General features: G+C 70.8%; 20 protein-coding genes. 3 read left to right on the forward strand and 17 right to left on the reverse strand.

The features are described 5' to 3' along the window. Nucleotides 1-66: 66 nt before the first annotated feature. The 3 genes from QZV97_RS09730 to QZV97_RS09740 form a co-directional block, all read right to left on the reverse strand. On the reverse strand, nt 67-1905 hold the full coding sequence (locus tag QZV97_RS09730) for a pseudouridine synthase (RefSeq protein ID WP_295641579.1): 1839 nt from the start codon (nt 1903-1905) through the stop codon (nt 67-69). Beyond that, entirely contained in the window at nt 1902-2576 is a 675-nt protein-coding gene (gene scpB / locus QZV97_RS09735) for an SMC-Scp complex subunit ScpB (protein ID WP_295641580.1), read from the reverse strand. Before scpB ends, QZV97_RS09730 begins: the two co-directional genes overlap by 4 nt. Nucleotides 2577-2748: 172 nt before the next feature. Beyond that, nucleotides 2749-3756 (reverse strand): RluA family pseudouridine synthase, encoded by a 1008-nt coding sequence (locus QZV97_RS09740; RefSeq protein WP_295641581.1) that lies wholly within the window; start codon nt 3754-3756, stop codon nt 2749-2751. A 52-nt stretch (nt 3757-3808) separates the two neighbouring features. Between QZV97_RS09740 and QZV97_RS09745 the strand changes: the two genes are divergently transcribed. Continuing rightward, nucleotides 3809-4627, forward strand: coding sequence for an outer membrane protein assembly factor BamD (locus tag QZV97_RS09745; protein WP_295641621.1), 819 nt, complete (start codon nt 3809-3811; stop codon nt 4625-4627). 53 nt (nt 4628-4680) lie between these two features. Here QZV97_RS09745 and QZV97_RS09750 read toward each other — a convergent pair whose 3' ends face one another. Both QZV97_RS09750 and QZV97_RS09755 read right to left on the reverse strand, forming a co-directional pair. Beyond that, a complete protein-coding gene (locus QZV97_RS09750; protein ID WP_295641582.1) occupies nt 4681-6663 on the reverse strand; it encodes an ATP-dependent DNA helicase in 1983 nt (660 codons plus the stop codon). Nucleotides 6664-6685: 22 nt separating this feature from the next. Continuing rightward, nucleotides 6686-6889 carry a YdcH family protein gene (locus QZV97_RS09755; protein ID WP_295641622.1) on the reverse strand — a complete coding sequence of 68 codons (204 nt, stop codon included), beginning with the start codon at nt 6887-6889 and terminating at the stop codon, nt 6686-6688. Between the two features lie 106 nt (nt 6890-6995). On the opposite strand from QZV97_RS09755, the gene QZV97_RS09760 reads away from it, so the two are divergent. Then, nucleotides 6996-7763, forward strand: a complete 768-nt coding sequence (locus QZV97_RS09760) for a protein phosphatase 2C domain-containing protein (protein WP_295641583.1) — start codon at nt 6996-6998, stop codon at nt 7761-7763. Nucleotides 7764-7796: 33 nt separating this feature from the next. On the opposite strand, the gene QZV97_RS09765 is transcribed toward QZV97_RS09760, so the two are convergent. The 7 genes from QZV97_RS09765 to QZV97_RS09795 all read right to left on the reverse strand — a co-directional run bounded on the left by QZV97_RS09765 (nt 7797) and on the right by QZV97_RS09795 (nt 16954). Continuing rightward, nucleotides 7797-8411: a hypothetical protein gene (locus QZV97_RS09765; RefSeq protein WP_295641584.1), complete on the reverse strand. Its 615-nt coding sequence runs from the start codon at nt 8409-8411 to the stop codon at nt 7797-7799. Further along, nucleotides 8408-9505: a cell division protein ZapE gene (gene zapE / locus QZV97_RS09770; protein WP_295641585.1), complete on the reverse strand. Its 1098-nt coding sequence runs from the start codon at nt 9503-9505 to the stop codon at nt 8408-8410. The genes QZV97_RS09765 and zapE overlap by 4 nt, the downstream gene beginning before the upstream one ends. A gap of 19 nt (nt 9506-9524) precedes the next feature. Further along, nucleotides 9525-10955 carry a dihydrolipoyl dehydrogenase gene (gene lpdA, locus QZV97_RS09775; protein WP_295641586.1) on the reverse strand — a complete coding sequence of 477 codons (1431 nt, stop codon included), beginning with the start codon at nt 10953-10955 and terminating at the stop codon, nt 9525-9527. Nucleotides 10956-10965: 10 nt separating this feature from the next. Beyond that, the gene (gene odhB, locus QZV97_RS09780) at nt 10966-12243 is read right to left on the reverse strand and encodes a 2-oxoglutarate dehydrogenase complex dihydrolipoyllysine-residue succinyltransferase (RefSeq protein ID WP_295641587.1); all 1278 of its coding nucleotides are present in this window, start codon (nt 12241-12243) and stop codon (nt 10966-10968) included. 85 nt (nt 12244-12328) lie between these two features. Beyond that, complete coding sequence (locus QZV97_RS09785) at nt 12329-15196, reverse strand: 2-oxoglutarate dehydrogenase E1 component (protein ID WP_295641588.1); 2868 nt, start codon at nt 15194-15196, stop codon at nt 12329-12331. A 251-nt stretch (nt 15197-15447) separates the two neighbouring features. Continuing rightward, nucleotides 15448-16413 carry an Hsp33 family molecular chaperone HslO gene (locus QZV97_RS09790; RefSeq protein ID WP_295641589.1) on the reverse strand — a complete coding sequence of 322 codons (966 nt, stop codon included), beginning with the start codon at nt 16411-16413 and terminating at the stop codon, nt 15448-15450. Between the two features lie 16 nt (nt 16414-16429). Beyond that, nucleotides 16430-16954: a gamma carbonic anhydrase family protein gene (locus QZV97_RS09795; protein WP_295641590.1), complete on the reverse strand. Its 525-nt coding sequence runs from the start codon at nt 16952-16954 to the stop codon at nt 16430-16432. Nucleotides 16955-16985: 31 nt separating this feature from the next. On the opposite strand from QZV97_RS09795, the gene QZV97_RS09800 reads away from it, so the two are divergent. Continuing rightward, nucleotides 16986-17801 (forward strand): ferritin-like domain-containing protein, encoded by an 816-nt coding sequence (locus QZV97_RS09800; RefSeq protein ID WP_295641591.1) that lies wholly within the window; start codon nt 16986-16988, stop codon nt 17799-17801. Nucleotides 17802-17804: 3 nt separating this feature from the next. Here the strand turns inward: QZV97_RS09800 and QZV97_RS09805 are convergent, their stop codons facing one another. The 5 genes from QZV97_RS09805 to QZV97_RS09825 form a co-directional block, all read right to left on the reverse strand. Next, nucleotides 17805-18407 carry a MarC family protein gene (locus QZV97_RS09805; RefSeq protein WP_295641592.1) on the reverse strand — a complete coding sequence of 201 codons (603 nt, stop codon included), beginning with the start codon at nt 18405-18407 and terminating at the stop codon, nt 17805-17807. 45 nt (nt 18408-18452) lie between these two features. After that, the gene (locus QZV97_RS09810) at nt 18453-19178 is read right to left on the reverse strand and encodes a phosphatase PAP2 family protein (RefSeq protein WP_295641593.1); all 726 of its coding nucleotides are present in this window, start codon (nt 19176-19178) and stop codon (nt 18453-18455) included. 134 nt (nt 19179-19312) lie between these two features. Continuing rightward, nucleotides 19313-20386 carry a VWA domain-containing protein gene (locus QZV97_RS09815; RefSeq protein ID WP_295641594.1) on the reverse strand — a complete coding sequence of 358 codons (1074 nt, stop codon included), beginning with the start codon at nt 20384-20386 and terminating at the stop codon, nt 19313-19315. Beyond that, nucleotides 20383-21339: a DUF58 domain-containing protein gene (locus QZV97_RS09820; RefSeq protein ID WP_295641595.1), complete on the reverse strand. Its 957-nt coding sequence runs from the start codon at nt 21337-21339 to the stop codon at nt 20383-20385. The genes QZV97_RS09815 and QZV97_RS09820 overlap by 4 nt, the downstream gene beginning before the upstream one ends. Further along, nucleotides 21336-22361, reverse strand: coding sequence for a MoxR family ATPase (locus tag QZV97_RS09825; RefSeq protein WP_295641596.1), 1026 nt, complete (start codon nt 22359-22361; stop codon nt 21336-21338). The genes QZV97_RS09820 and QZV97_RS09825 overlap by 4 nt, the downstream gene beginning before the upstream one ends. Between the last annotated feature and the right edge of the window lie 31 nt (nt 22362-22392).

A 22392-nucleotide genomic window follows, 5' to 3' on the forward strand; every position in this document is an offset into this window, starting at 1 on the left:
AATCAGTGATTGGGCAAAGCCTGGGATTCTAGTGGGCGGGGTCGGTTCCGCCGTCGCTGCGAGCTGCTAGCGGCCGCGGCCGCGGCCTCCTCCGCCACCACCGCCGCCGCCGCTTCGCCCGCCACCACGCTTGCCGCCAGCCTTGTTGAAGTAGGCGTCGGCGCCGATGTAGCCGACCGAGGTCTGCATCGGGTCGGGCTGCTTCGGTCCGCCCTTCTTGGGCGCGGCCCCCTGGCCCGACTCGTGGGCGTCATGGCGCCCGAAGCCGGCCGTGATGCGCTGCGAGCCCTTGACGAAGCGGCGGTCGAAGGTCTGCTCCAGCGGGTTGGGAATGCTGCCGGGCGGTCCCTCGCCGTCGAGGTCGGGCGGGGGGGTGCCGTGGCCGAAGCCCTGCCCGCCGCGGCGCTTGGGGCCCTTGGCGAAGCGACGGTCGAAGGTCTGCTCCAGCGGATTGGGGATCGGCCCGATGTCGTCGCCGGGCTCGCCATCGGCGCGCGGCTCGGCGTCCATGGGCCGCGGCTCGCGCTCGCGGCGCGGCGGGCGGTCGTTCTGACGATCGTTCTGGCGCGGACCCGACTGCTGGGGGCCACGGCCGGGCTTGCCACCGCCCCGGCCATCGCGGCGCTGCTCGCGGTTGGCAGGGCGCGCTTCGCGCGCTTCCGTCGGCTGGCCGCGCCCGCCGCTGGCGAGCTGCCGGATCGTGCGCAGGTCCTGGTCGTCGAGTTCGACCCAGACGCCGCGCTTGAGGCCGCGCGGCAGCACGACCGTGCCGTAACGGATGCGGATCAGGCGGCTGACCGCCAGGCCGACCTTGTCGAACAGCTTGCGCACTTCGCGGTTGCGGCCTTCGGTGATGACGACGCGGTACCAGCGGTTGGCACCCTCTCCGCCGCCGTCCTCGATGCGCTGGAAGCCGGCGGTCTGGCCGTCGATCTCGACGCCGTCGAGCAGCCGCTGGCGCTGCTCGTCGTCGAGGCTGCCGAGCACGCGCACCGCGTACTCGCGCTCGACGCCGAAGCGCGGGTGCATCAGCTGGTTGGCCAGTTCGCCCGAGGTCGTGAACAGCAACAGGCCCTCGGTGTTGATGTCGAGCCGGCCGACCGACTGCCACTTGCCGTGCTGCAGGCGCGGCAGGCGGCGGAACACCGTCGGCCGCCCTTCCGGATCGTTGAAGCTGACCACCTCGCCGACCGGCTTGTGATACGCCAGCAGGCGCGCCGGCCCGCCCTGGATGCGCAGCTTGACCGGCTTGCCGTCGATGGCGACGCGGTCGCCGTAGGAGATGCGCATGCCGACATGCGCCACTTCGTCGTTGACGGTGATCTTGCCGTCGGCGATCGCCTGCTCCATGTCGCGCCGCGAGCCGATACCCGACTGCGCCAGCACCTTGTGCAGCTTCGGCGCCTCGGGCTCGGGACGCAGCACCCGCTTGCTGATCTGCTCGACGCTGGCCTCGTCGTCCGGCTCGGGCGGCTCGGCGTCGTAGGCGCCGGACAGGACTTCGGCAAATCGCTCCTCGGTCAGCACCGGGTCGACGGCCAGCGGCGCCGGGCGCGGGTCGGCAGGAGCCCCCGCCTCGGCGTCGCCTGCCGGGCGATCGGCGCGGTCCTTGCCGCGGCCGCGCCGCCGGTTGCGGCTGCGACGACCGCCGCCTGCGCCCTCCTCGGCATCGGTCGGGCCTTCGCCCTCGGATGCCATCGTCGGTGCTTCGGCCGTCGATGCCTCGGCCGGCGGGGCCGGCGGCTCGCTCGCGGCGGCCTCCGATGGAGCTTGCACGACCTCACCCTCCGGCGCCTTGGGCGCGCGGCGACGGCGCGGCGGCTTGGCTGCGGTCTCGGCTGTCGGGTCGTCGCCGGTCGGGACTTCGGGCGGCGACTCGTGCATCGGGGTGTCGTTGGAGTTCATGTCTGGCGTTCGGCGGAGACAGCCGCGTCGGCCTCCCCGGCAGTCGGATCGAGGGGAGGCGCGTCGGCCATGGGCTCCGCGTCGGAGGGGTCGGCGGCCACGCCGGCATCGAGCAGCGAGGGCTGCTCCGGCAGCGCATCGGCCAGCAGGGCGGCGCCGGCAGCACCGCCCAGCGCCGGCAGCTGGTCCAGGCTGCCCAGCCCGAGGTCGTCGAGGAACTGCCGCGTGGTCGCGTACAGCGCCGGCCGGCCCGGCGTCTCGCGATGGCCGATGCTCTCGACCCAGCCGCGGTCTTCCAGCTGCTTCAGCAACTGGCTGTTGACGGTGACACCGCGGATGTCCTCGATGTCGCCGCGCGTGACCGGCTGGCGGTAGGCGATGATCGCCAGCGTCTCCAGCGTCGCCCGGGTGTACCTGGGGGGCTTCTCGGGGTTGAGCCGGTCGAGGTATTCGCGCAGCTCGGGCCGGCTCTGGAAACGCCAGCCGGTCGACACGGCGACCAGCTCGACGCCCCGTCCTTCGCAGTCGCGCGCCAGTTCGTCGAGCAGCATGCGCAAGGTGTCGGGGCCAAGCTCGTCGTCGAAGAGCATGCGCAGGTCGCGCAAGGGCAGCGGCTGCTGGGCGCAGATGAGCGCGGTCTCGAGGACGCGCTTCGCATCCTGGGTGTTCATCGATTCGTCTGTCGTCGTGACCGGCTCGGGACCGGCATGGAATCGGGCGGTGCCTCGTTCGCTGCAGCTGAACACCGGGTCGGGAGACCCGGGCGGCTGGTAGCGGAACTCTTTGGGGGACCTGGTGCGGTCGGGCCGGCGAGACATCGGTCGGGCGCCGGCGGGGGTTGCATCAACCCTTTGCGCTCATTGTATCGGACCCCGGTGCGGCGGCGCTGAGCTGTTGCCATGCCGCTGCAAGATCGGCCGCGAGCGCTGCCTCGAAGGCCAGCGGCCGGCCGTCGATCGGGTGCGCAAATCCCAGGCGGTGGGCATGCAGGGCCTGGCGCTCCAGGCCGAGGGCCGGGCGCCCGCCGTAAAGGGCATCCGACACCAGGGGATGGCCCTGGTGCGCCAGGTGCACGCGGATCTGGTGCGTGCGCCCCGTGTGGAGCCGGCAGCGCAGCGCGCACAGCGCGTCGCCTGCCGCCACCACGGCGATGTCGGTCCGTGCCGGCTTGCCGCCCGGCACCACGGCCATGCGCACGCGCGACACCGGGTCGCGGCCGATCGGGGCGTCGACGGTCCACGCCTGCTGGCGCGGAACGCCATGCGCCAGGGCCAGGTACTCGCGCTGCACCTCGCGCGCGGCGATGGCACGCGTCAACGCCGTCATGGCCACCAGCGTCCGCGCCACCACCATCAAGCCGCTGGTGTCCTTGTCGAGCCGATGGACGATGCCGGCGCGCGGCAGCGCGGACGCGCCAGCGTGATGGGCGAGCAGGCCGTTGAGCAGCGTGCCCGACCAGTTGCCCGGCGCCGGATGCACGACCAGCCCGGCCGGCTTGTCGACGACCAGCAGGTGCTCGTCCTCGAACACGATCGCCAGCGTCATCGGCTCGGGGCGGAAAGCCCGGCTCTCCGGCGTCGGCAGCAGCGTCACCTCGATCTGCTGCCCGGGGGCGACGCGCCGCGAGCAGCTGGTGACGACGCGTCCGTCGACCGACACCCAGCCCGCCTCGACCAGCCCCTGCAGGTGGCTGCGCGAGAACTCGCCGTGCCGCAGGGCCAGCCAGCGATCGAGCCGCTCGCCGTGCTCGGCCGGCTCGACGCGGGCACTGCGCCGTTCGGCGTCGGCGGCTTCCGGTGTCTCGTCGGCCTCGGTGTCGTCCACCGGCGTGCGCTCTGAAGGGGCGCTCATATAATTTTGTGGTTCCTTCAACCGCGGTCGCCCCGTGCGCCGTCTGCTGGTGATGACCCTGATGCGACTCGATCCCACCGGCGGCGCGCGCGCCGTGTTCGCCGCGCTCGTGCTGGCTGTCGGCCTCGCCGGCTGCAGCGGCACCCCCAAGGACGCCGACGCGACGAAGGCGACCGAGAAATTGTACGAAGACGCGCGCGACGAGGCCGCCAACGGCAACTGGGAGCGCGCGACCAAGCTCTACGAGAAGATCGAAGCCCGCGCCGCCGGCACCCAGCAGGCGCAACAGGCCCAGATCGACCTGGCCTACGCCTACTACAAGGGCGGCGAGAAGGCCCAGGCGCTGTCGACGCTCGAGCGTTTCATCAAGCTGCACCCCAGCAGCGCCGCGCTCGACTACGCCTACTACCTGCAGGGCCTCGTCAACTTCAACGAGAACCTCGGGCTGCTGGGCAGCCTGGCGCGCCAGGACCTGTCCGAGCGCGACCAGCAGGCCTCGCGCGACGCCTACCAGAGCTTTCGCCAGCTGACGACGCAGTTTCCGGAGTCGAAGTACACGCCGGACGCGCTGCTGCGCATGAGCTACATCGTCAACACGCTGGCCCAGTACGAGGTCCACGTGGCGCGCTACTACTACCGCCGCGGCGCCTACGTGGCCGCGGCCAACCGTGCGCAGCAGGCGGTGCAGGAGTTCCAGCGCGCGCCGGCCTCCGAGGAGGCGCTCTACATCATGGGGCTCAGCTACGACAAGCTCGGCCTGACCCAGCTGCGCGACGATGCCCAGCGCGTGCTGGCCAAGAACTTCCCCGAGTCGCGCTACGTCAAGGAAGGCTTCGTCAGCGCGAGCAAGCCGTGGTGGCAGATTTGGTAGAGCGGTAACCAGCGCTCCGTCGCGGCAGGGATCGAAGCGGGCTCTCCCGGCCCCTACCCCGCAATCTCCTCCAGCCACGCCAGCGCCTCGTCCTGCTCGCGCAATGCCGGCATCGGCGGCAGCGCCGCCCTCAGCTTGTTGCCATAGCCCATCGCGGCCATGCGCGGGTCGCAGATGACGAGCAGGCCGCGGTCGGTCTCGCTGCGGATCAGCCGGCCGGCGCCCTGCTTCAGCGACACCGCGGCTTCTGCGACGAAGTAGTCGTTGAAGGCATTGCGCCCCTCGGACTCGAGACGCCGCACCCGCGCCTCGACGAGCGGGTCGTTGGGCGGCGGGAACGGCAGCTTGTCGATGATCACGCACTGCAGCGCATCCCCCGGCACGTCGATGCCTTCCCAGAAGCTCTGCGAGCCGACCAGCACGGCGCGCGGCGTGTCGAGAAAGCGCTGCAGCAGCTGGCGCTTGGGCGCGCTGCCCTGCACCAGCACCTCGATCGGCGCCTCGCCCTCGACGAGCTGGACCTGCAGGGCCTCGCCGATGCTGGCCAGCGCTCGCAGGGTCGTCGTCAGCACGAAGGTCCGGCCGCCGGCGGCCCGGGCGCAGGCCGCTGCGAGCCGCGCCACTGCCGCCGGATGACCGCTCTCGTTCGGCTTCGGGAACCGCGCCGGCACGTAGAGCCGCGCATGCGCCGGGTAGTCGAAGGGGCTGTCGACCCGCAGCGTCCGGGCGTCGTCGAGTCCCGCCTGCTCGGTGAACCAGGCCAGTCTGGCGTCGGCACCGAGCGTTGCCGACGTGAAGACCCAGGCCTTCGGCGCGGCCGCGACCTGCTCGCGCATCGCATCGCGTACGTCCAGCGGTGACTCGACCAGCCGCACGCCCTGCGGCGTCAGGTCGATCCAGCGCACCTTGCCCGGCTCGGCCTCCTCCGCGAAGGCCGCAGCGCGGCTCGCGAGCGTCGATGCCCGTTCGGCAAGCTTGTCGAAGTCGGGCCCGACCTCGCGCACCACGCCCAGCGCGTCGCCGGCGGCCGCGCAGGCCGCGCCCAGCGCCTGCATCGCCGCCTGGAAGTCGCCCCGGCCCGCGCGGTCGTCCCAGCGCAGCTTCAGGCTGCCCCGCACGTCGCGCAGGGGGCCGACGGCTGCGAGGCGCAGCTCGCGCGCCGCGCGCTCGCAGGCAGCCGCCAGTTCCTGCCAGGGCTGCAGGCCGCGCGCCTGACCCAGGCCGGCGGCCAGCGTGTCGCGGGCGAAGTCGATGGCCTGGGCACTGCCCAGCGTGCTGCCGAGGAAGGCCACGCCGGCTTCGGTCAGCTGGTGGGCCTCGTCGAACACCGCGACATCGACCGAGGGCAGGAGCTCGGCCATGCCCGTGTCGCGCAAGGACAGGTCGGCGAAGAACAGGTGGTGGTTGACGACCACGAGATCGGCGGCCATCGCCTCGCGACGCGCCTTCATCACGTGGCAGTTGCGGTACTCGGGACATTCGCTGCCGAGGCAGTTCTCGCGCGTCGACGTCACCAGAGGGATCACCGGCGAGCGTTCGTCCAGCCCCTCGAGTTCGGCCAGGTCGCCGCTGCCACTGCGCTGGGCCCACTGCTCGATCTTGGCAAGCGTGCGGGCGGCCCAGCGGTCGGGCAGCTGCTCGGCCTGGCGCGCCTGCGTCAGGCGTTGCAGGCACAGGTAGCTGCTGCGCCCCTTGAGCAGCGCCACCGTGACCGGCAGCTGCAGCAGGTCGCGCAGGCGCGGCAGGTCACGCAGGAAGAGCTGATCCTGCAGACTCTTGGTGGCGGTGCTGACGAGCGTGCGGCGGCCGGCCAGCAGCGCTGGGACGAGGTAGGCGAAGGTCTTGCCGACGCCGGTCCCGGCCTCGGCCACCAGAACCGAGCGCTCGTCGATCGCGTCGGCGACGGCCTGCGCCAGCTCGAGCTGGCCGGCGCGCTCGCGGTAGGCCGGATCGGCTTCGGCCAGCGGCCCGGCGCCGGCGAACGCCCGCGCCACGGCTTCCCGCAGCTCGCTGGGCAAGGCGACGGCGACGGTCACGAGAGCGGGCGTGAGTCAGCGCTCATGCGGGCTCGGGGGGACGGAGTCGCATCTCCAGCGTGGCGATCTGGTCGCGCAGCGCGAGCCGGCGCTTCTTCAGGCGTCGCAGCGTCAGTTCGTCCAGGGGCCGCTCGATCGAGGCCTGGTCGATCAGGCTGTCCAGATCGCCATGCTCGATGCGCAGTTCGATCAGCCGGCGTTGCGGCGAGTGCAGGTTGTCGTCCATCGCGACCGCAGCCATGCGGCAAAGAGTGTGCAAGCCTCACGCCGGCACGGTATGGCGCGTCGTCGGAACGCGGCTTTGCAGAGTAATGGGATTATAGTTTTCGCATATGACCACCGCGCCTCCCGGCTACCGCGTCGCCGCTGCCACCGGCCTGCACCGTGGAGACCGCGCCTATCAGCAGGACCAGGTCGGCATCCTGCCCCACCCGCGCGTCGCGGGTTGCCTGCTGGGCGTCGTGGCCGACGGCATGGGCGGCAAGAGTGGCGGCCGCAAGGCCGCCGACCAGGTCTTGCTGACCGCCCAGCAGCTGTTCGAGCGCTACACGCCGAACCGCGACGACCCGGTCGAGGCGCTGAAGCAGCTGGTGCTCGAGTCGCACCTGATGATCAAGCTGACGGCGATCACCGCCGAGGAAGAGCCGCACAGCACGCTGGCCGCCTTCCTGGTCCATCCCTGGCGCGCCTGCGACGTGATCCACGCCGGTGACTCGCGGGTCTACCACTTTCGCGGCGCCGAGATGGCCAGCTGCACCAAGGACCACTCCTTCGTGCAGCGCCTCGTCGACGAAGGACAGATCAGCGAGGAAGAAGCCAACACCCACCCGCAGTCGAACCTGTTGACCGGCTGCCTGGGCACCCACCAGGATCCGCCGCTGGCCGTGAGCCGCATCGAGCGGCTCGAGGTCGGCGACAGCCTGCTGGCCTGCAGCGACGGCCTGTGGCACTACTTCACCCCGCGCGAGCTGGGCGCGATCGTGCATACCCTGCCGCCGCGCGAGGCCAGCGAGATGCTGGTCGGCAAGGCACGGCATCGTGCCCGCGGGGGCGGCGACAACCTGTCGCTGGCGCTGGTCCGGATCGAGCCGCTCGGCTGATCTGCGCGGGACCCGGCGCCCCCACCGCACCCGCTAAGGCTTCGAGGCCGGCGCCACCGGCGGCAGGGGGGCGGCCTTGGGCTTGCCCTGCTGGCGGCGCTGCAACTCCTCGCGGCGCTCCGTCGCCTCCTTCTGCCGGGCCTCGTAGGCCGTGCGGGCACGCTGCTCGTCACGACGCCGTTGCGCGACGTCGGCCGGAGACTCCCGGACATCGGCGGCAGGCGACGGCCCGACCGGCACCGGCGCGAGCGACGGCGACGGTCGTGGCCCGGGGCGCACCGCCGCGCTCGCGGCCTCCGGCGGCAGCAGCGGCACCGCGGCGCGATTGCGCTGGTCCGCCTCCTGCCGCGCGCGCTTCTCGTCGATGCGCCTCTGGCGCACCCCGGCGCGCCGGCTGCGCTCGGCATCGTCGAGCGTCGCTTCGCTGAGGTCGATCTCGATCAGCGCCTCGCGGCGGCGCGTCCGCGCGGCTTCGAGGCAGTCGGTGACGAAGAAGCGCTGGGTGCACTCCCGTTCGGCCGTGGCGTGAGCCGCCTCGATCGCCACGCGCCGGGCACCCAGGCGCTCGCGCACGGCCGCGTCGCTGGCCGGGTCCTCGGCGGCCGCAGCCGACGACACCAGCGCCATCAGGACGCACACCGTCTTCATGTGAGCGTCGTGTCGACTTCGCGCCGGCCCTGCGAGAGGAACTCGACCGACTGCATCTCGTTGAGGCGGGACACCGTGCGCGGGAACTCGTGCGCCAGCGGACCTTCGGTGTAGAGCCGCTCGGGCGGCACGGCGGCGGAGACGACGAGCTTCACGCGGCGATCGTAGAGCACGTCGACCAGCAAGGTGAAGCGACGCGCTTCGGACGCGAGCCGCGGCGGCATCTCGGGCACGTCGGACAGCAGCAGCGTGTGGAACTGCGTCGCCAGTTCGAGGTAGTCGTTCTGCGAACGCGGGCCACCGCACAGCGTGCGGAAGTCGAACCAGACCACGCCGCCGGCGCGTCGCCTCGCGCGGATCTCGCGTTGCTCGATGTGCAGGCGCGGGTCCTCGTCGCGGGCCTCGGCGAGGCGCTCGAAGGTCTCGGTCATCGCTGCGTCGGCCTCGGGTCCGAGCGGCGCGTGATACAGCCTGACCGTCTCGAACGTGCGCCGGCGATAGTCGACGCCGCCGTCGACGTCCAGCACCTCGAGCTTGTCCTTCAGCAGCGCGATGGCCGGCAGGATGCGTTCGCGGTGCAGGCCGTTCGGGTACAGGCTGTCGGGATGGAAGTTCGAGGTCGTGACGATGCTGACGCGGTTGGCGAACAGCGCCGACAGCAGGCGATGCAGGATCATCGCGTCGGTCACGTCGGCGATGTGGAACTCGTCGAAGCAGATCAGGCGGTAGCGCCGCGCGATGCGCCGGCCCAGTTCGTCCAGCGGATCGGCCTGGCCTTTCAGGTCCTGCAGTTCCCGGTGCACCTCGCGCATGAACTCGTGGAAGTGCAGCCGCGTCTTGCGCACCAGCGGCACCGACTGGAAGAAGCAGTCCATCAGGAAGCTCTTGCCGCGCCCGACCCCGCCGTACATGTAGACGCCGCGCGGGATCGGCGGGTGGCGCAGCAGCTTGGTCACCGCATTGCTGCGCCGCGCCTTGTAGTCGGCCCACTCGTTCTCGCAGCGCTCCAGCGCGTCGATGGCGCGACGCTGCGCCGCGTCGGCCGTGTAGCCGCGCTCGGCGAGCGTGCGTTCGAAGAGCTCGCGGACGGCCACGACTTCGGCCTCGTCCGGCTCAGAAGTTCAGCGTGCGCTTGTCGACCGCCAGAGCCGCTTCCTTGGTCGCCTCGCTCAGGCTCGGGTGGGCGTGGCAGATGCGCGCGATGTCCTCGCTGCTGGCCTTGAACTCCATCGCGACCACCGCCTCGGCGATCAGTTCGCTGGCCATCGGCCCGACGATGTGCACGCCCAGGATCTCGTCGGTCTTCGCGTCGGCCAGGAACTTGACCATGCCGGTGGTGTCGCCGAGCGCGCGGGCCCGGCCGTTGGCCATGAAGGGGAAGGTCCCCGCCTTGTACGCGCGGCCGGCCGCCTTGAGCTGCTGTTCGGTCTGCCCGACCCAGGCGATCTCGGGGCTGGTGTAGATGACCCAGGGAATGGTGTTGAAGTTGACGTGCCCGTGCTGGCCGGCGATGCGCTCGGCCACCGCGACGCCTTCTTCCTCGGCCTTGTGCGCGAGCATCGGGCCGCGCACCACGTCGCCCACCGCCCACACCCTGGGCAGGTTGGTACGGCAGTCGTCGTCGACGACGATCGCGCCGCGCTCGTCGAGCTTCAGACCCACGGCCTCGGCATTCAGGCCGTTCGTGTTGGGCACGCGACCGATCGAGACGATCAGCTTGTCGACCTCGAGCGTCTGCGGCTCGCCCTTCGCATTGGCATAGGCCACGCTGACGCCCTTCTTCGACGTCTTCACCTCGGCGATCTTCACGCCCAGCTCGATCTTCAGGCCCTGCTTGACGAAGGCCTTCTGCGCTTCCTTGGCGATCTGCTCGTCGACCGCTCCCAGGAAGGCCGGCAGCGCCTCCAGCACCGTGACCTCGGCGCCCAGCCGGCGCCAGACCGACCCCATCTCGAGGCCGATGACGCCGGCGCCGATCAGGCCGAGCTTCTTCGGCACCGCCGGGATGCGCAGCGCGCCGTCGTTGCTGAGGATGCTCTGCTCGTCGAAGGGAGCGCCCGGCAGCGCGCGCGGGTTGGAGCCGGTCGCGACGATGACGTGCTTGCCGACGATCACTTCCTCGGCGGTGCCGGTGACCTTGATCTCATAGCCCGCTTCGGTGGTCCTGGCGAACGAGCCGCGACCGTGGAAGAACGTCACCTTGTTCTTCTTGAACAGGTAGAGGATGCCGTCGTTGTTCTGCTTCACGACGGTGTCCTTGCGGCCGAGCATCTTCGTCACGTCGATGCTCAGGTCCTTGAGCCCGATGCCGTGGTCGGCGAAGGCGTGGCCAGCGTGGTCGAAGTGCTCGCTGGACTGCAGCAGCGCCTTGCTGGGGATGCAGCCGACGTTGGTGCAGGTGCCGCCCGGCGCCGGGCCGCCCTTCTCGTTCTTCCATTCGTCGATGCAGGCCGTGGCGAAGCCGAGCTGCGCCGCGCGGATGGCCGCGATGTAGCCGCCGGGGCCGCCGCCGATGACGATGACGTCGAATTGCTTGCTGCTCATCGCGTCGTCCTCAGATGTCGAACAGGAGGCGTGCGGGATCTTCCAGCGCTTCCTTTATCGCGACGAGTCCGAGCACCGCCTCGCGGCCGTCGATGATGCGGTGGTCGTAGCTCATCGCGAGGTAGTTGATCGGGCGCACCACGACCTGGCCGTTCTCGACCACCGCGCGGTCCTTGGTCGCATGCACGCCGAGGATCGCGCTCTGCGGCGGGTTGATGATCGGCGTGGACAGCATCGAGCCGAACACGCCGCCGTTGCTGATCGAGAAGGTGCCGCCCATCAGGTCGTCGAGCGAGAGCTTGCCGTCCTTGGCCTTCTGGCCGAACTCGGCGATCTTCTTCTCGATGTCGGCGAAGCTCATCTGGTCGGCGTTGCGCAGGATCGGCACCACCAGGCCGCGCGGCGAGCCGACCGCGATGCCGATGTCGAAATAGCCGTGGTAGACGATGTCGTTGCCGTCCACCGAGGCGTTGAGCACCGGGTACTTCTTCAGCGCCGCGACCGCAGCCTTCACGAAGAAGCTCATGAAGCCGATCTTGACGCCGTGCTCCTTCTCGAACTTCTCCTGGAAGCGCTTGCGCATCTCCATCACCGGGGCCATGTTGACCTCGTTGAAGGTCGTCAGGATCGCGTTGGTGGCCTGCGACTGCAGCAGGCGCTCGGCGACGCGCGCGCGCAGGCGCGACATCGGCACGCGCTGCTCCGGCCGATCGCCGAGGCCCGGGCCGGTGGGCACGGCGACGGCCGGCAGCGCCCTGGCGACCGCAGGCGCCGCCTGCACCGCGACCGGCGCGGCCACGGCCGGCTTCACGCCGGCCTCGAGCGCGCCCAGCACGTCGCCCTTGGTGATGCGGCCGTCCTTGCCGGTGCCGCTGACCTGACTGGTCGCGAGCTGCTTGTCGGCCATCAGCTTGGCGGCCGCCGGCATCGCCACGTCGGACTTGCTGCCGTCCTTGACCGGATCGACGACCACGCCCTTGGTGGCGCCCGGCGCCGCCTGGGCCTCGGGCACCGGCTTCACCTCGAGCGGGCTGACCGCGGCCTGGCCCTCGGTGTCGATCTTGGCGATGACCTCATCGCTGATGCAGCTCTCGCCGTCGTTCTTGACCAGCTGCGCCAGCACGCCGGCGGCCGGTGCCGGCACCTCCAGCACGACCTTGTCGGTCTCGATCTCGATGAGGATCTCGTCCAGCGCGACGGCTTCGCCGGGTTTCTTCTTCCACTGCAGCAGCGTGGCTTCGGCCACCGATTCGGACAGCTGCGGAACCTTGACTTCGATGAGTGCCATGGGAATGCTTTCTTCGGGGTGCGTTGGAGCCCCCGCCGCCCTGGCGCCGCATCGCGCGGCACGCCATGGGCGCGGGGCGCAGGTGTCAGCGGGTCAGGACGAAGCCCTTGAGCTTGGAGAAGGCCTGGTCGAGCAGCGCCTTCTGCTGCTCCTGGTGCAGGTGGGCATAGCCCACCGCCGGCGAGGCCGAGAACGGGCGCCCGGCATAGCCGAGCTTCTGGCCTTCGAGCATGTTCTCGTGCACGTAGTGGTGGATGAAGAACCACGCGCCCTGGTTCTGCGGCTCGTCCTGGCACCAGACCACGTCGGTGGCATTCGGGTACTTCTTCATCTCGGCCCCGAAGGCCTTGTGCGGGAAGGGATAGACCTGCTCGACGCGCATGATCGCGACGTCGAAGGCCTTCTTCTCTTCGCGCTTCTTGACCAGGTCGTAGTAGACCTTGCCCGAGCAGACGATCACGCGCTTGACCTTGGCGGCCTCGATGTCCTCGTTGCGCTCGCCGATCACGGTCTTGAACTCGCCCCGCGTGAAGTCCGACAGCGGCGAGGTCGCGTCCTTGGCGCGCAACAGCGACTTCGGCGTCATCACCACCAGCGGCTTGCGGAACATGCGCACCTGCTGGCGGCGCAGCAGGTGGAAGATCTGGCTGGCCGTGGTCGGCTGGCAGATCTGCATGTTGTTGTCGGCCGCCAGCTGCATGAAGCGCTCCAGGCGCGCCGAGCTGTGCTCGGGGCCCTGGCCCTCGTAGCCGTGCGGCAGCAGCAGGGTCAGGCCGTTGACGCGGCCCCACTTGACCTCGCCCGAGGCGATGAACTGGTCGATCACGACCTGGGCGCCGTTGACGAAGTCGCCGAACTGCGCTTCCCAGATGGTCAGCGTGTTCGGGTCGGCGCTGGCGTAGCCGTACTCGAAGCCCAGCACCGCCTCCTCGGACAGGATGGAGTCGATGACGACGAAAGGCGCCTGCCCGTCGGCCACGTGCTGCAGCGGAATCCAGGTGCCCTCGTCCCACTTCTCGCGGTTCTGGTCGTGCAGCACCGAGTGGCGGTGGGTGAAGGTGCCACGGCCGCAGTCCTCGCCCGACAGGCGCACCGGATAGCCACTGGCGACCAGCGAGGCATAGGCCAGGTGCTCCCCCATGCCCCAGTCGACGTTGATCTCGCCACGGCCCATGGCCGCACGGTCGGCCAGCACCTTCTCGACCAGCGGGTGCGCCTTGAAGTCCTTCGGCAGCGTCGTGATGCGCTCCGACAGGCGCTTGATCTCGGCCAGCGGCAGCGCCGTGTCGGCGGCGTCGGTCCACTTCTTGTTGAGGTACGGCGTCCAGTCGACCGCGTACTTGCTCTTGAAGTTGGTCAGGACCGGATCGACCGTGTGCTTGCCGGCGTCCATCGCGGCACGGAAGGCCTTGGTCATCGCGTCGGGATCCTCGGGCTTGAGCGTGCCCTGGGCCACCAGCTTGTCGGCGTAGAGCTTGCGCGTGCCGGGATGCGCCGCGATCTTCTTGTACATCAGCGGCTGGGTCAGCGAGGGCGTGTCCTGCTCGTTGTGGCCCAGCTTGCGGAAGCAGATGATGTCGACGACGACGTCCTTGTTGAACTCCTGCCGGTAGTCCAGCGCGAGCTGGGTGCACAGCACCACCGCCTCGGGGTCGTCGCCGTTCACGTGCAGCACCGGCGCCTCGATCATCTTGACGACGTCGGTGCAGTACAGCGTCGAGCGCGAGTCACGCGGATCGCTGGTGGTGAAGCCGATCTGGTTGTTGATGACCAGGTGCACCGTGCCGCCGGTGTAGTAGCCGCGGGTCTGCGCCAGCGCCAGCGTCTCCATCACCACGCCCTGGCCGGCGAAGGCCGCGTCGCCGTGCACGAGCACGGGCAGCACCGTGTCGCCGTCGGTGTCGCCGCGACGGTCGAGCCGGGCCTTGACCGAGCCTTCGACCACCGGATTGACGATCTCCAGGTGCGAGGGGTTGAACGACAGGCTCAGGTGCACCGGACCGCCGCGCGTCGGGATGTCGCTCGAGAAGCCCTGGTGGTACTTGACGTCGCCGGCCGGCAGGTCTTCCTTCGCGGTGTGGTCGAACTCGGCGAACAGGTCCGCCGGCATCTTGCCCAGCGTGTTGACCAGCACGTTGAGGCGCCCGCGGTGAGCCATGCCGATCACGATCTCCTGCACGCCGGCCTCGCCGCCGCGCTGCACCACCTCGTCGATCGACGCGATGAAGCTCTCGCCGCCCTCGAGCGAGAAGCGCTTCTGGCCGACGTACTTGGTGTGAAGGTAGCGCTCCAGGCCCTCGGCGGCGGTCAGGCGATCGAGGATGTGCTTCTTCTGGTCGGCACTGAAGCTCGGCTTGCTGCGCACGCGCTCCAGGCGCTCCTGCCACCAGCGCTTCTCGGCCGGCTCGGTGATGTGCATGAACTCGGCGCCAATCGACCCGCAGTAGGTCTCGCGCAGCGCCTGCAGGATCTCGCGCAGCGTCTGCTGCTCGGCGGTCGTGAAGTAGGTGTTGGTCGCGCTGAACGTGATGTCCATGTCGGACTCGCTCAGGTCGTAGAACGCCGGCTCGAGCTCGGGGATGCGCGGGCGCTCGGTGCGCTTGAGCGGGTCGAGGTCGGCCCAGCGGGCGCCCAGCGACCGGTAGGCGGCGATCAGCGACTGGACATGGACCTGCTTGCGCGCAACGGCCAGCTCGGCCGCGCTGGCCTTGACGGCGAAGGCGTTGGCCTTGGCGCGCTGCGCGAAGGACTCGATGACCGGGGCATGCGCGACATCACGCGACTCGGAACCGTCGGTGGCCGGCACGTTCTGCAGCGCATCGAAGTAGGCGCGCCACTTGTCGGGCACCGATCCCGGGTTGTCGAGATAGGCCTCGTAGAGCTCCTCGACATAAGGGGCGTTGCCCCCGAACAGGTACGAGTTCGAGCGGTACTGCTGCATCATTTCGCTCACCTTTCACCCTGGTATCCAGGGCGTTGGCTGGTTGGACAACCTTCCGCGGCACGGCTTGACCGGTTGGCGGATTGCGACCCGCCTTTGCATGTTCGACAGAACCGACAAAGGGGACGGGAAGGACCGATTTTTCGACGAGGGGACTGTAGCACCGGGCGGGTGCGCCACAGGCCCCGGAAACGGGAATCCGCAACGCTCGCGTGGCGCCGGCGCCGCGTCATCGCGTCGTCACCGGCGCGACAGGCCGCGCCTCACTGCACGGCGCGCGAGGTCGGCGGCTGGTCGCGCGCGGCGGTGAACACCTCGCCGCCGTCGACGGCGTCGAAACGGTACTGGGCGCCGCAGAACTCGCAGCCGACCTCGGCCAGGCCGCGTTCGGCGATCAGGCCGTCGAACTCCTCCCGGCCCAGGCCCTGCAGCATGCGGATCACGCGCTGGCGCGAGCAGGTGCACGAGAACCGCGGCCCGTCGGCGCCCGCCAGGGGCTCGAAACGGCGCACGCTCTCTTCCCAGAACAAGCGGCGCAGGATGGTGTCGGCATCCAGGCCCAGCAGCTCCTCGGCCTTCAGGGTCGACGCCAGGTGGGCGATGCGGTTGTAGCCCTCGTTCAGGCCGATCTCGTCCTCGTTGCGGGCCCCGAGGTTGCCTTCGCCATCGACTGGCAGCCGCTGGATCAGCAGGCCGGCGGCGACGCGGTCGTCGGCGGCCAGCACGAGCCTGGTGTCGAGCTGCTCGGACTGCAGCATGTAGTGCTCCAGCACCTGCGACAGCCGCCCCAGCGGCTCGCGCCGGTCGCCGTGCAGGGGCACGACCCCCTGGTAGGGCTGCTGGCCCGGGAGCTTGTCCTCGGGGTCGAGCGTGATCGAGCAGCGTCCGCCACCGCCGGCATTGACCATCGCCGCCAGCCCCGCGTCGGGCGGCAGCTCGCCGGTCACGCTGGCCGTGGCACGGAAGCCCAGGTCCGACCGCACCTCCGCCACCGCCAGCCGCACCGGGCCGTCGCCGTGCAGCTGCAGCAGCAGCGCGCCCTTGAACTTGATGCTGGCCTGCATCAGCACGCCCGCCGCCGCCATCTCGCCGAGCAGCGCCCGGACCGGGGCCGGGTGGGCCCGCTCGCCCTCGCGCCGCGCCAGCAGGCCGGTCCAGTCGTCGGTCAGCCGCACCAGCATGCCGCGCACCGGCAGGCCGTCGAACAGGAACTTGTGGACTTCGCTCATCGTGACAAAGTGGGGTTCAGCCGACGCGCTTCAACACGCGCTTGTAGCGCTGAGCACGCTCGACATAGGTCTGCGAGCCGCGCCGCATGCGCTCGATGTCGTCCTCGCCCAGCGCCCGGACCGCCTTGGCCGGGCTGCCGAGGATCAGCATGCCTTCGGCGAACTCCTTGCCTTCGGTCACCAGCGCGCCGGCGCCGATCAGGCAATGGCGGCCGATCCGCGCCTTGTTCAGCACCACGGCCTGGATCCCGACCAGCGCGCCGTCCTCGATCGTGCAGCCGTGCAGCATGGCCTGGTGTCCGACCGTCACGCCCTCGCCGATGACCAGCGGGCAGCCCGGGTCGGTGTGCAGCACCGCGCCTTCCTGGACGTTGGAGTGCCGGCCGATGGTGATCGGCTCGTTGTCGCCGCGGATCACCACGTGGGACCAGATGCTCGCGCCCTCCTCGACGATCACCGCGCCGATCAGCTCGGCGCTGTCGGCCACGTAGGCGGTCTCGTGCACCTGCGGCACCCGGTCGTCGAGCTGGAACAAGGCCATGCGGCACTCCGGCAAAGCCATAATTTTACGGATGCCCGCCTCGACTGACGTCGCTCCCCTGCCGGACCTGCGCCGGGCGGCCCTGGCCGCGCTGCAGGAGACCGAGCCCGGTGCGAAGGTCGCCGCGGCCCGCGCCCTGGCACTGCGACGCGACGACGCTCCGCTCGACGTCGTCGCCGAGCTCCGGCCCGCCGGCGACTTGCCCGGTCGACCGGGACGCCCGCACCTCGTGCCGGCGCTGCGGGTGCGCCAGCGGCCGGCCTCGACGCCCGAAGGCCGTGCCGGCCTGCTGCATGCCATCGCGCACATCGAGTTCAACGCCATCAACCTGGCGCTCGACGCCGTCTGGCGCTTTGCCGGTCTGCCCGCGGCCTACTACCGCGACTGGGTCCGCGTCGCCGGCGAGGAGGCGCACCACTTCTCGCTGCTGCGCGAGCACCTGCAGTCGCTGGGCCGCGACTACGGCGACTTCGACGCCCACGACGGCCTGTGGACCATGACCGCGCGCACTGCCCACGACCCGGTCGCGCGCATGGCGCTCGTGCCGCGCACGCTGGAGGCGCGCGGCCTCGACGCCACGCCTCCGCTGCAGCGGAAGTTCGCGCGGGCCGGCGACCGGCATGCCGTCGACATCCTGGCCGTCATCCTGCGTGACGAGATCGGCCATGTCGCCATCGGCAACCGCTGGTACCGCTGGCTGTGCGACCGCGACGGGCTGGACCCGGTGGCGCTGTACCCGCAGCTCGCCGAGCGCTACGACGCGCCGAAGCCGCGGCCGCCGCTGAACCTGGATGCCCGCGAGGCCGCGGGCTTCACGGCCGAGGAGATGGCCTGGTTGAGCGCTTGAGCGTCAGAGGCCGCCGACAAAGTAGCGCTTCAGCCCCGCCAGGATCATCTCGACCGCGATCGCGGTCAGCACCAGGCCCATCAGCTTCTCGATCGCCGACACCATCGAGTGGCCCAGCAGCTTGCGGATGCGCTCGGCAGCCAGCATCACCAGGGCACAGACCGCCATCGCGGCCGTGACGGCGCCGACCCACTGCATCAGCTTCTCGGGCTGGCGCGACGCCAGCAGCAGCACCGTCGCCATCGCCGACGGGCCGGCCAGCAAGGGGACGGCCAGCGGAAAGATCAGCGGTTCGCGCGCGCCGCCCTCGGACGCATAGATCTGCGAGCCCGAACTGAAGATCATGCGGATCGCGATGATCAGCAGGATCACGCCGCCGGCCACCTCGAGCGAACGCTCCGACAGGTGCATCAGCGCCAGGAAGCTCTCGCCCGAGAACATGAAGGCCAGCAGCACGACCAGCGCGATCAGCGACTCGCGCAGCGCGATGATCTTGCGCCGCGGCGGCGAGACCCCCTTGAGCACCGAGATGAAGATCGGCAGGCTGCCGAAGGGGTCCAGCACCAGCAGCAGCAGGACGAAGGCGGAGACGAAGCTGTGATCCATGCCGCGATTGTCTCCGCGGCGCGTCGGCGCGCGGCCGGCCGCGCTTCACTTGCCCGATGCGACGGGCAAGTTCCCGCGGGTTCGCTCCGCAGCGGGCAGCGCGCGCGGCCCATCCAGCCAGCGCATGTGCAGCCAGGCCGCGACTGCACCCAGCGCCGTGCCGGCATAGGCATCGAGCGCGACGTGCTGGCGGATCGCCATCGTCGACCACAGGATCCCCAGACACCACAGGAGGTTCAGCAGGCGTGGCGACCAGCCGGCCCCCAGCTCGCGCAGCATCCGCTCGAACCACAGGCCGGTGAAGACCGCGAAGGCCACGTGCAGCGACGGACAGGCATTGCGCGGCGCGTCCAGTTCCTTCAGGAAGGCCAGCGAGGCGTGCGCACCCCAGTCGGCATCGTTGACGACGACCGTCGTCGGCCACAGCAGGAAGATCAGCAGGCCGACCACGCTGAGCGCAATGGTCGCGACCGCGTACGACACGACCTCGCGGCGGTCCTTCAGGAAAGCCGGCGCGAGCGACACGTAGAGCCACAGCGACACGTACAGCGGGATCGCCGCCGGCTCGAAGCCGATCAGGCCGTCCAGCCAGGTGAGCGGCATCACCGTCACCTCGCCCTGCGGATGGCGCAGCACCCAGAAGTAGGCCCAGAAGAAGACCGGGATGATCAGCATCGTGCCGATCGCCTTGTAGGGCGCCAGCGTCCGCACGCGCGGCCCGAGCTGGCGCCACCAGGCGATTGCGGAGGTCCGGGCACCATCGGAAGGCATGCGCGAGCTTAGCGCAGCGTGGTGGCGGCCTCGTGACCGCATGCGTCTAGATCGTCACCAAGACCTCTCCGCTTCAAGCCTTGCCCGCGGGTGCCTTGCTCCGCAACGGCCGCCGCGACGGAGCGTCCAGTTGCTCACAGCACCCGATGGAACCACGCCACCGACAGACCGCCGGACAACAGCAGCAGCAGCAGCGCGGCGCCCGCGACGAGCGCCGTCACTTCGGTCTGGCGGGTCTCCAGGACGATGCGGGTGTTCAGCGTCTCGTAGATTTTCTTGAGATCGGTCGCGGTACCGGCGCGGAAGTACTCGCCCTGGGTCATGGTGGCGATGCTCTTGAGCGTGTCCTCGTCGAGGCGGACGTGCACCGACCAGCCCTCGAAGCCGATCGTCGTGCCTTCGGGCGTGCCGACCCCGACGGTATAGACGCGCACGCCGCGGTCGGCCGCCAGCCGCGCCGCGGCCAGCGGGTCGGGGCCGGTGGTGCGCTGGCCGTCGGACAGCAGGATGATGACCGCCTCGTTGTGCGACCCGGCCGGCACCGGCGTGACCTCGACCGGCGGCTTCGGACCGGTCGGCGCCTCGCGTCCGCCCAGCGGGGCGGCACGGCGCGCGTCGGCACCGGCCTGGCTGCGCTGCAGCGCCTCGACGCTGAGGTTGTGGTCGGGGAACAGCGCCGCGAGCGCGACCACCAGCCCGCTGCCGGTGGCCGTGGCGCGCTGCAGCTGGAACCGGTCGATCGCGGCCAGCACGTCCTCGCGGCTGCGCGTCGGCGCCTGCACCAGCTGGGCCGTCGCCGCGAACGCGACGACGCCGACGCGCGTGTTCGGCGGCTGGTCGGCGACGAAGGCGCGCGCCGCCGCCTGCGCCGCCTCGAGCCGGCTCGGCTCGACATCGGTGGCCCGCATGCTGCCGGAAACGTCCATCGCCAGGATCACGGTCTGCTGCTGGCTGGGCAGGCTCAGCACCGCCTGCGGACGCGCCAGCGCCACCAGCAAGGCCGCCAGCGCCAGCAGGAACAGCGCCGGCGGCACATGGCGCCGCCAGGCCGACGCGGCACCCATAGCCTCCTTGACCAGCGCCAGGCTGGCGTAGCGCAGGGCTGCGCGACGGCGTCGCCGCAGCAGCCACAGGTACAGCGCCACCAGCACCGGTGCGAGCAGCAGGCCCCACAGCAGCTCGGGCCAGACGAAGCTGACGGGGATCATGGGCGCCCCCCCGCGACCGCCCCGCCCGCCAGCCGCTGCGCCACGCGACGCCGCAGGCGCACGAAGTGCAGCAGCGCCTCGGCCAGGTCGTCGTTGCTCGACAGCTCGAGCGCATCGACCCCTGCCGCGCCCAGCGCGGCCTGCAGCGCTGCCTCGCGCCGCTCCACGGCCTCGGCGTGGCGGGCACGGAAGCGCCGGTCGTGGGTGTCGACCAGGATCTGCTCGCCGGTCTCGGCATCGCCCATCAGCAGCAGGCCGAGGTCGGGCAGTTCGCCGTCGAGCGGGTCGGTCAGGCGCACGGCGACCACGTCGTGGCGCTGCGCCAGCCGTGCCAGCGGCGCCTCCCAGCCGGGCTCGCTGAGGAAGTCGGACACGACGAAGACCTGCGAGCGGCGCTTCAGCAGCGGCTGCGCGGCCTCCAGCAGCTCGTGCAGGCGCGTGCCCGCCGCGACCGGCGTCCGGCCGCGCCGCGGCGTCGCGCCGCCCGGCTGCAGCAGCTGGTGGACGAGCCGCAGCACGTGCCGGCGCCCGCTGCCGGTCATCACGACCGCGTCGACGCCCTGCCGGTAGCGCAGCGCGCCGACGCGGTTGCCGCGATGCGCCAGCAGCCGGGCCAGCGTCGCGACGAAGTCCAGCGCCATCGTGGCCCGCGAGGTGTTCGCACCGATCTCGGACGACGGGCTCAGGTCCACCAGGAACCAGGCCGTCAGGTCGCGGTCCTCGTGATACTCGCGGACGTGCGGTACGCCCAGCCGGGCGGTGACGTTCCAGTCGATGTGGCGCACGTCGTCGTGGGTCTGGTACTCGCGCAGGTCTGCCAGGTCGTCGCCGACGCCGCGCAGCAGGCCGCGGTAGTCGCCGTGCAGCGCGCCGTCCAGGCGCCGCAGCACGCGCCATTCGAGCCGCAGCAGCAGCCGCTCGGCGTCCAGGCCGGGAGGCAGGGTCGCCTTCATTGCAGCGGAGCGGCCGTCCCGTTCGAGCCCGCGTGGGCCCCGCGCCGCGCGGCCAGCGGCGTGGCCGGTGCGCGGATCTTGCGCAGCAGGCTGGCGATCAGCGCGTCGGCCGTCACGCCTTCGGCCAGCGCCTGGTAGGACAGCACCAGGCGGTGCCGCAGCACGTCGGGCACCAGCTCGATCACGTCCTCGGGCAGCACGTAGTCGCGGCCGCGCAGCAGCGCCAGCGCGCGCGCGCCCTCGATCAGGTGGATGCTGGCGCGCGGGCTGGCCCCGAAGCTGATCTGCGGCGCCAGTTCGGCCAGGCCATGCTTGCCGGGATGGCGGGTCGCCGCCACCAGCTTGACCGCGTACTGGATCAGCGCCGGCTCGACGAAGCTCTGGCGGCAGGCCCGCTGCAGCGCCGCCAGCTCGTCGCTGCCCAGCACCGGCTGGACCTGCGGCCACTCGCCCGTGACGCGCTCGACGATGACGAACTCCTCTTCCTCGCTCGGGTAGCCGACGACCACCTTCATCATGAAGCGGTCGATCTGCGCCTCGGGCAGCGGGTAGGTGCCCTCGGTCTCGATCGGGTTCTGCGTCGCCATCACGAGGAAGGGCTGGGCCACCCGGTGGGTCTCGCCCGCGATCGTGACCTGGCGCTCCTGCATCACCTCGAGCAGCGCACTCTGCACCTTGGCGGGTGCTCGATTGATCTCGTCGGCCAGCAGCAGGTTGGTGAAGACGGGGCCGAGCGCGGTGCTGAACTCGCCGGTCTTCTGGTTGAAGACGCGCGTGCCGACCAGGTCGGCCGGCAGCAGGTCGGGCGTGAACTGGATGCGCCGGAACGCGCCCTGCAGCACCAGCGCCAGCGTCTTGACGGTCTGCGTCTTGGCCAGGCCCGGCACGCCCTCGACCAGCAGGTGGCCCTGCGCCAGCATCGCGATCAGCACGCGCTCGAGGAACTGGTCCTGGCCGACCACGACCTTCTTCACTTCGTAGAGCACGCGCTGCATCTGGGCCGCGACGTCTTCGGGGTTCATGGCTTGCATCGGAAGTCCTGCGAAGGTCGGA

Source organism: uncultured Methylibium sp., from assembly GCF_902826655.1.
Taxonomy (GTDB): domain Bacteria; phylum Pseudomonadota; class Gammaproteobacteria; order Burkholderiales; family Burkholderiaceae_C; genus Methylibium.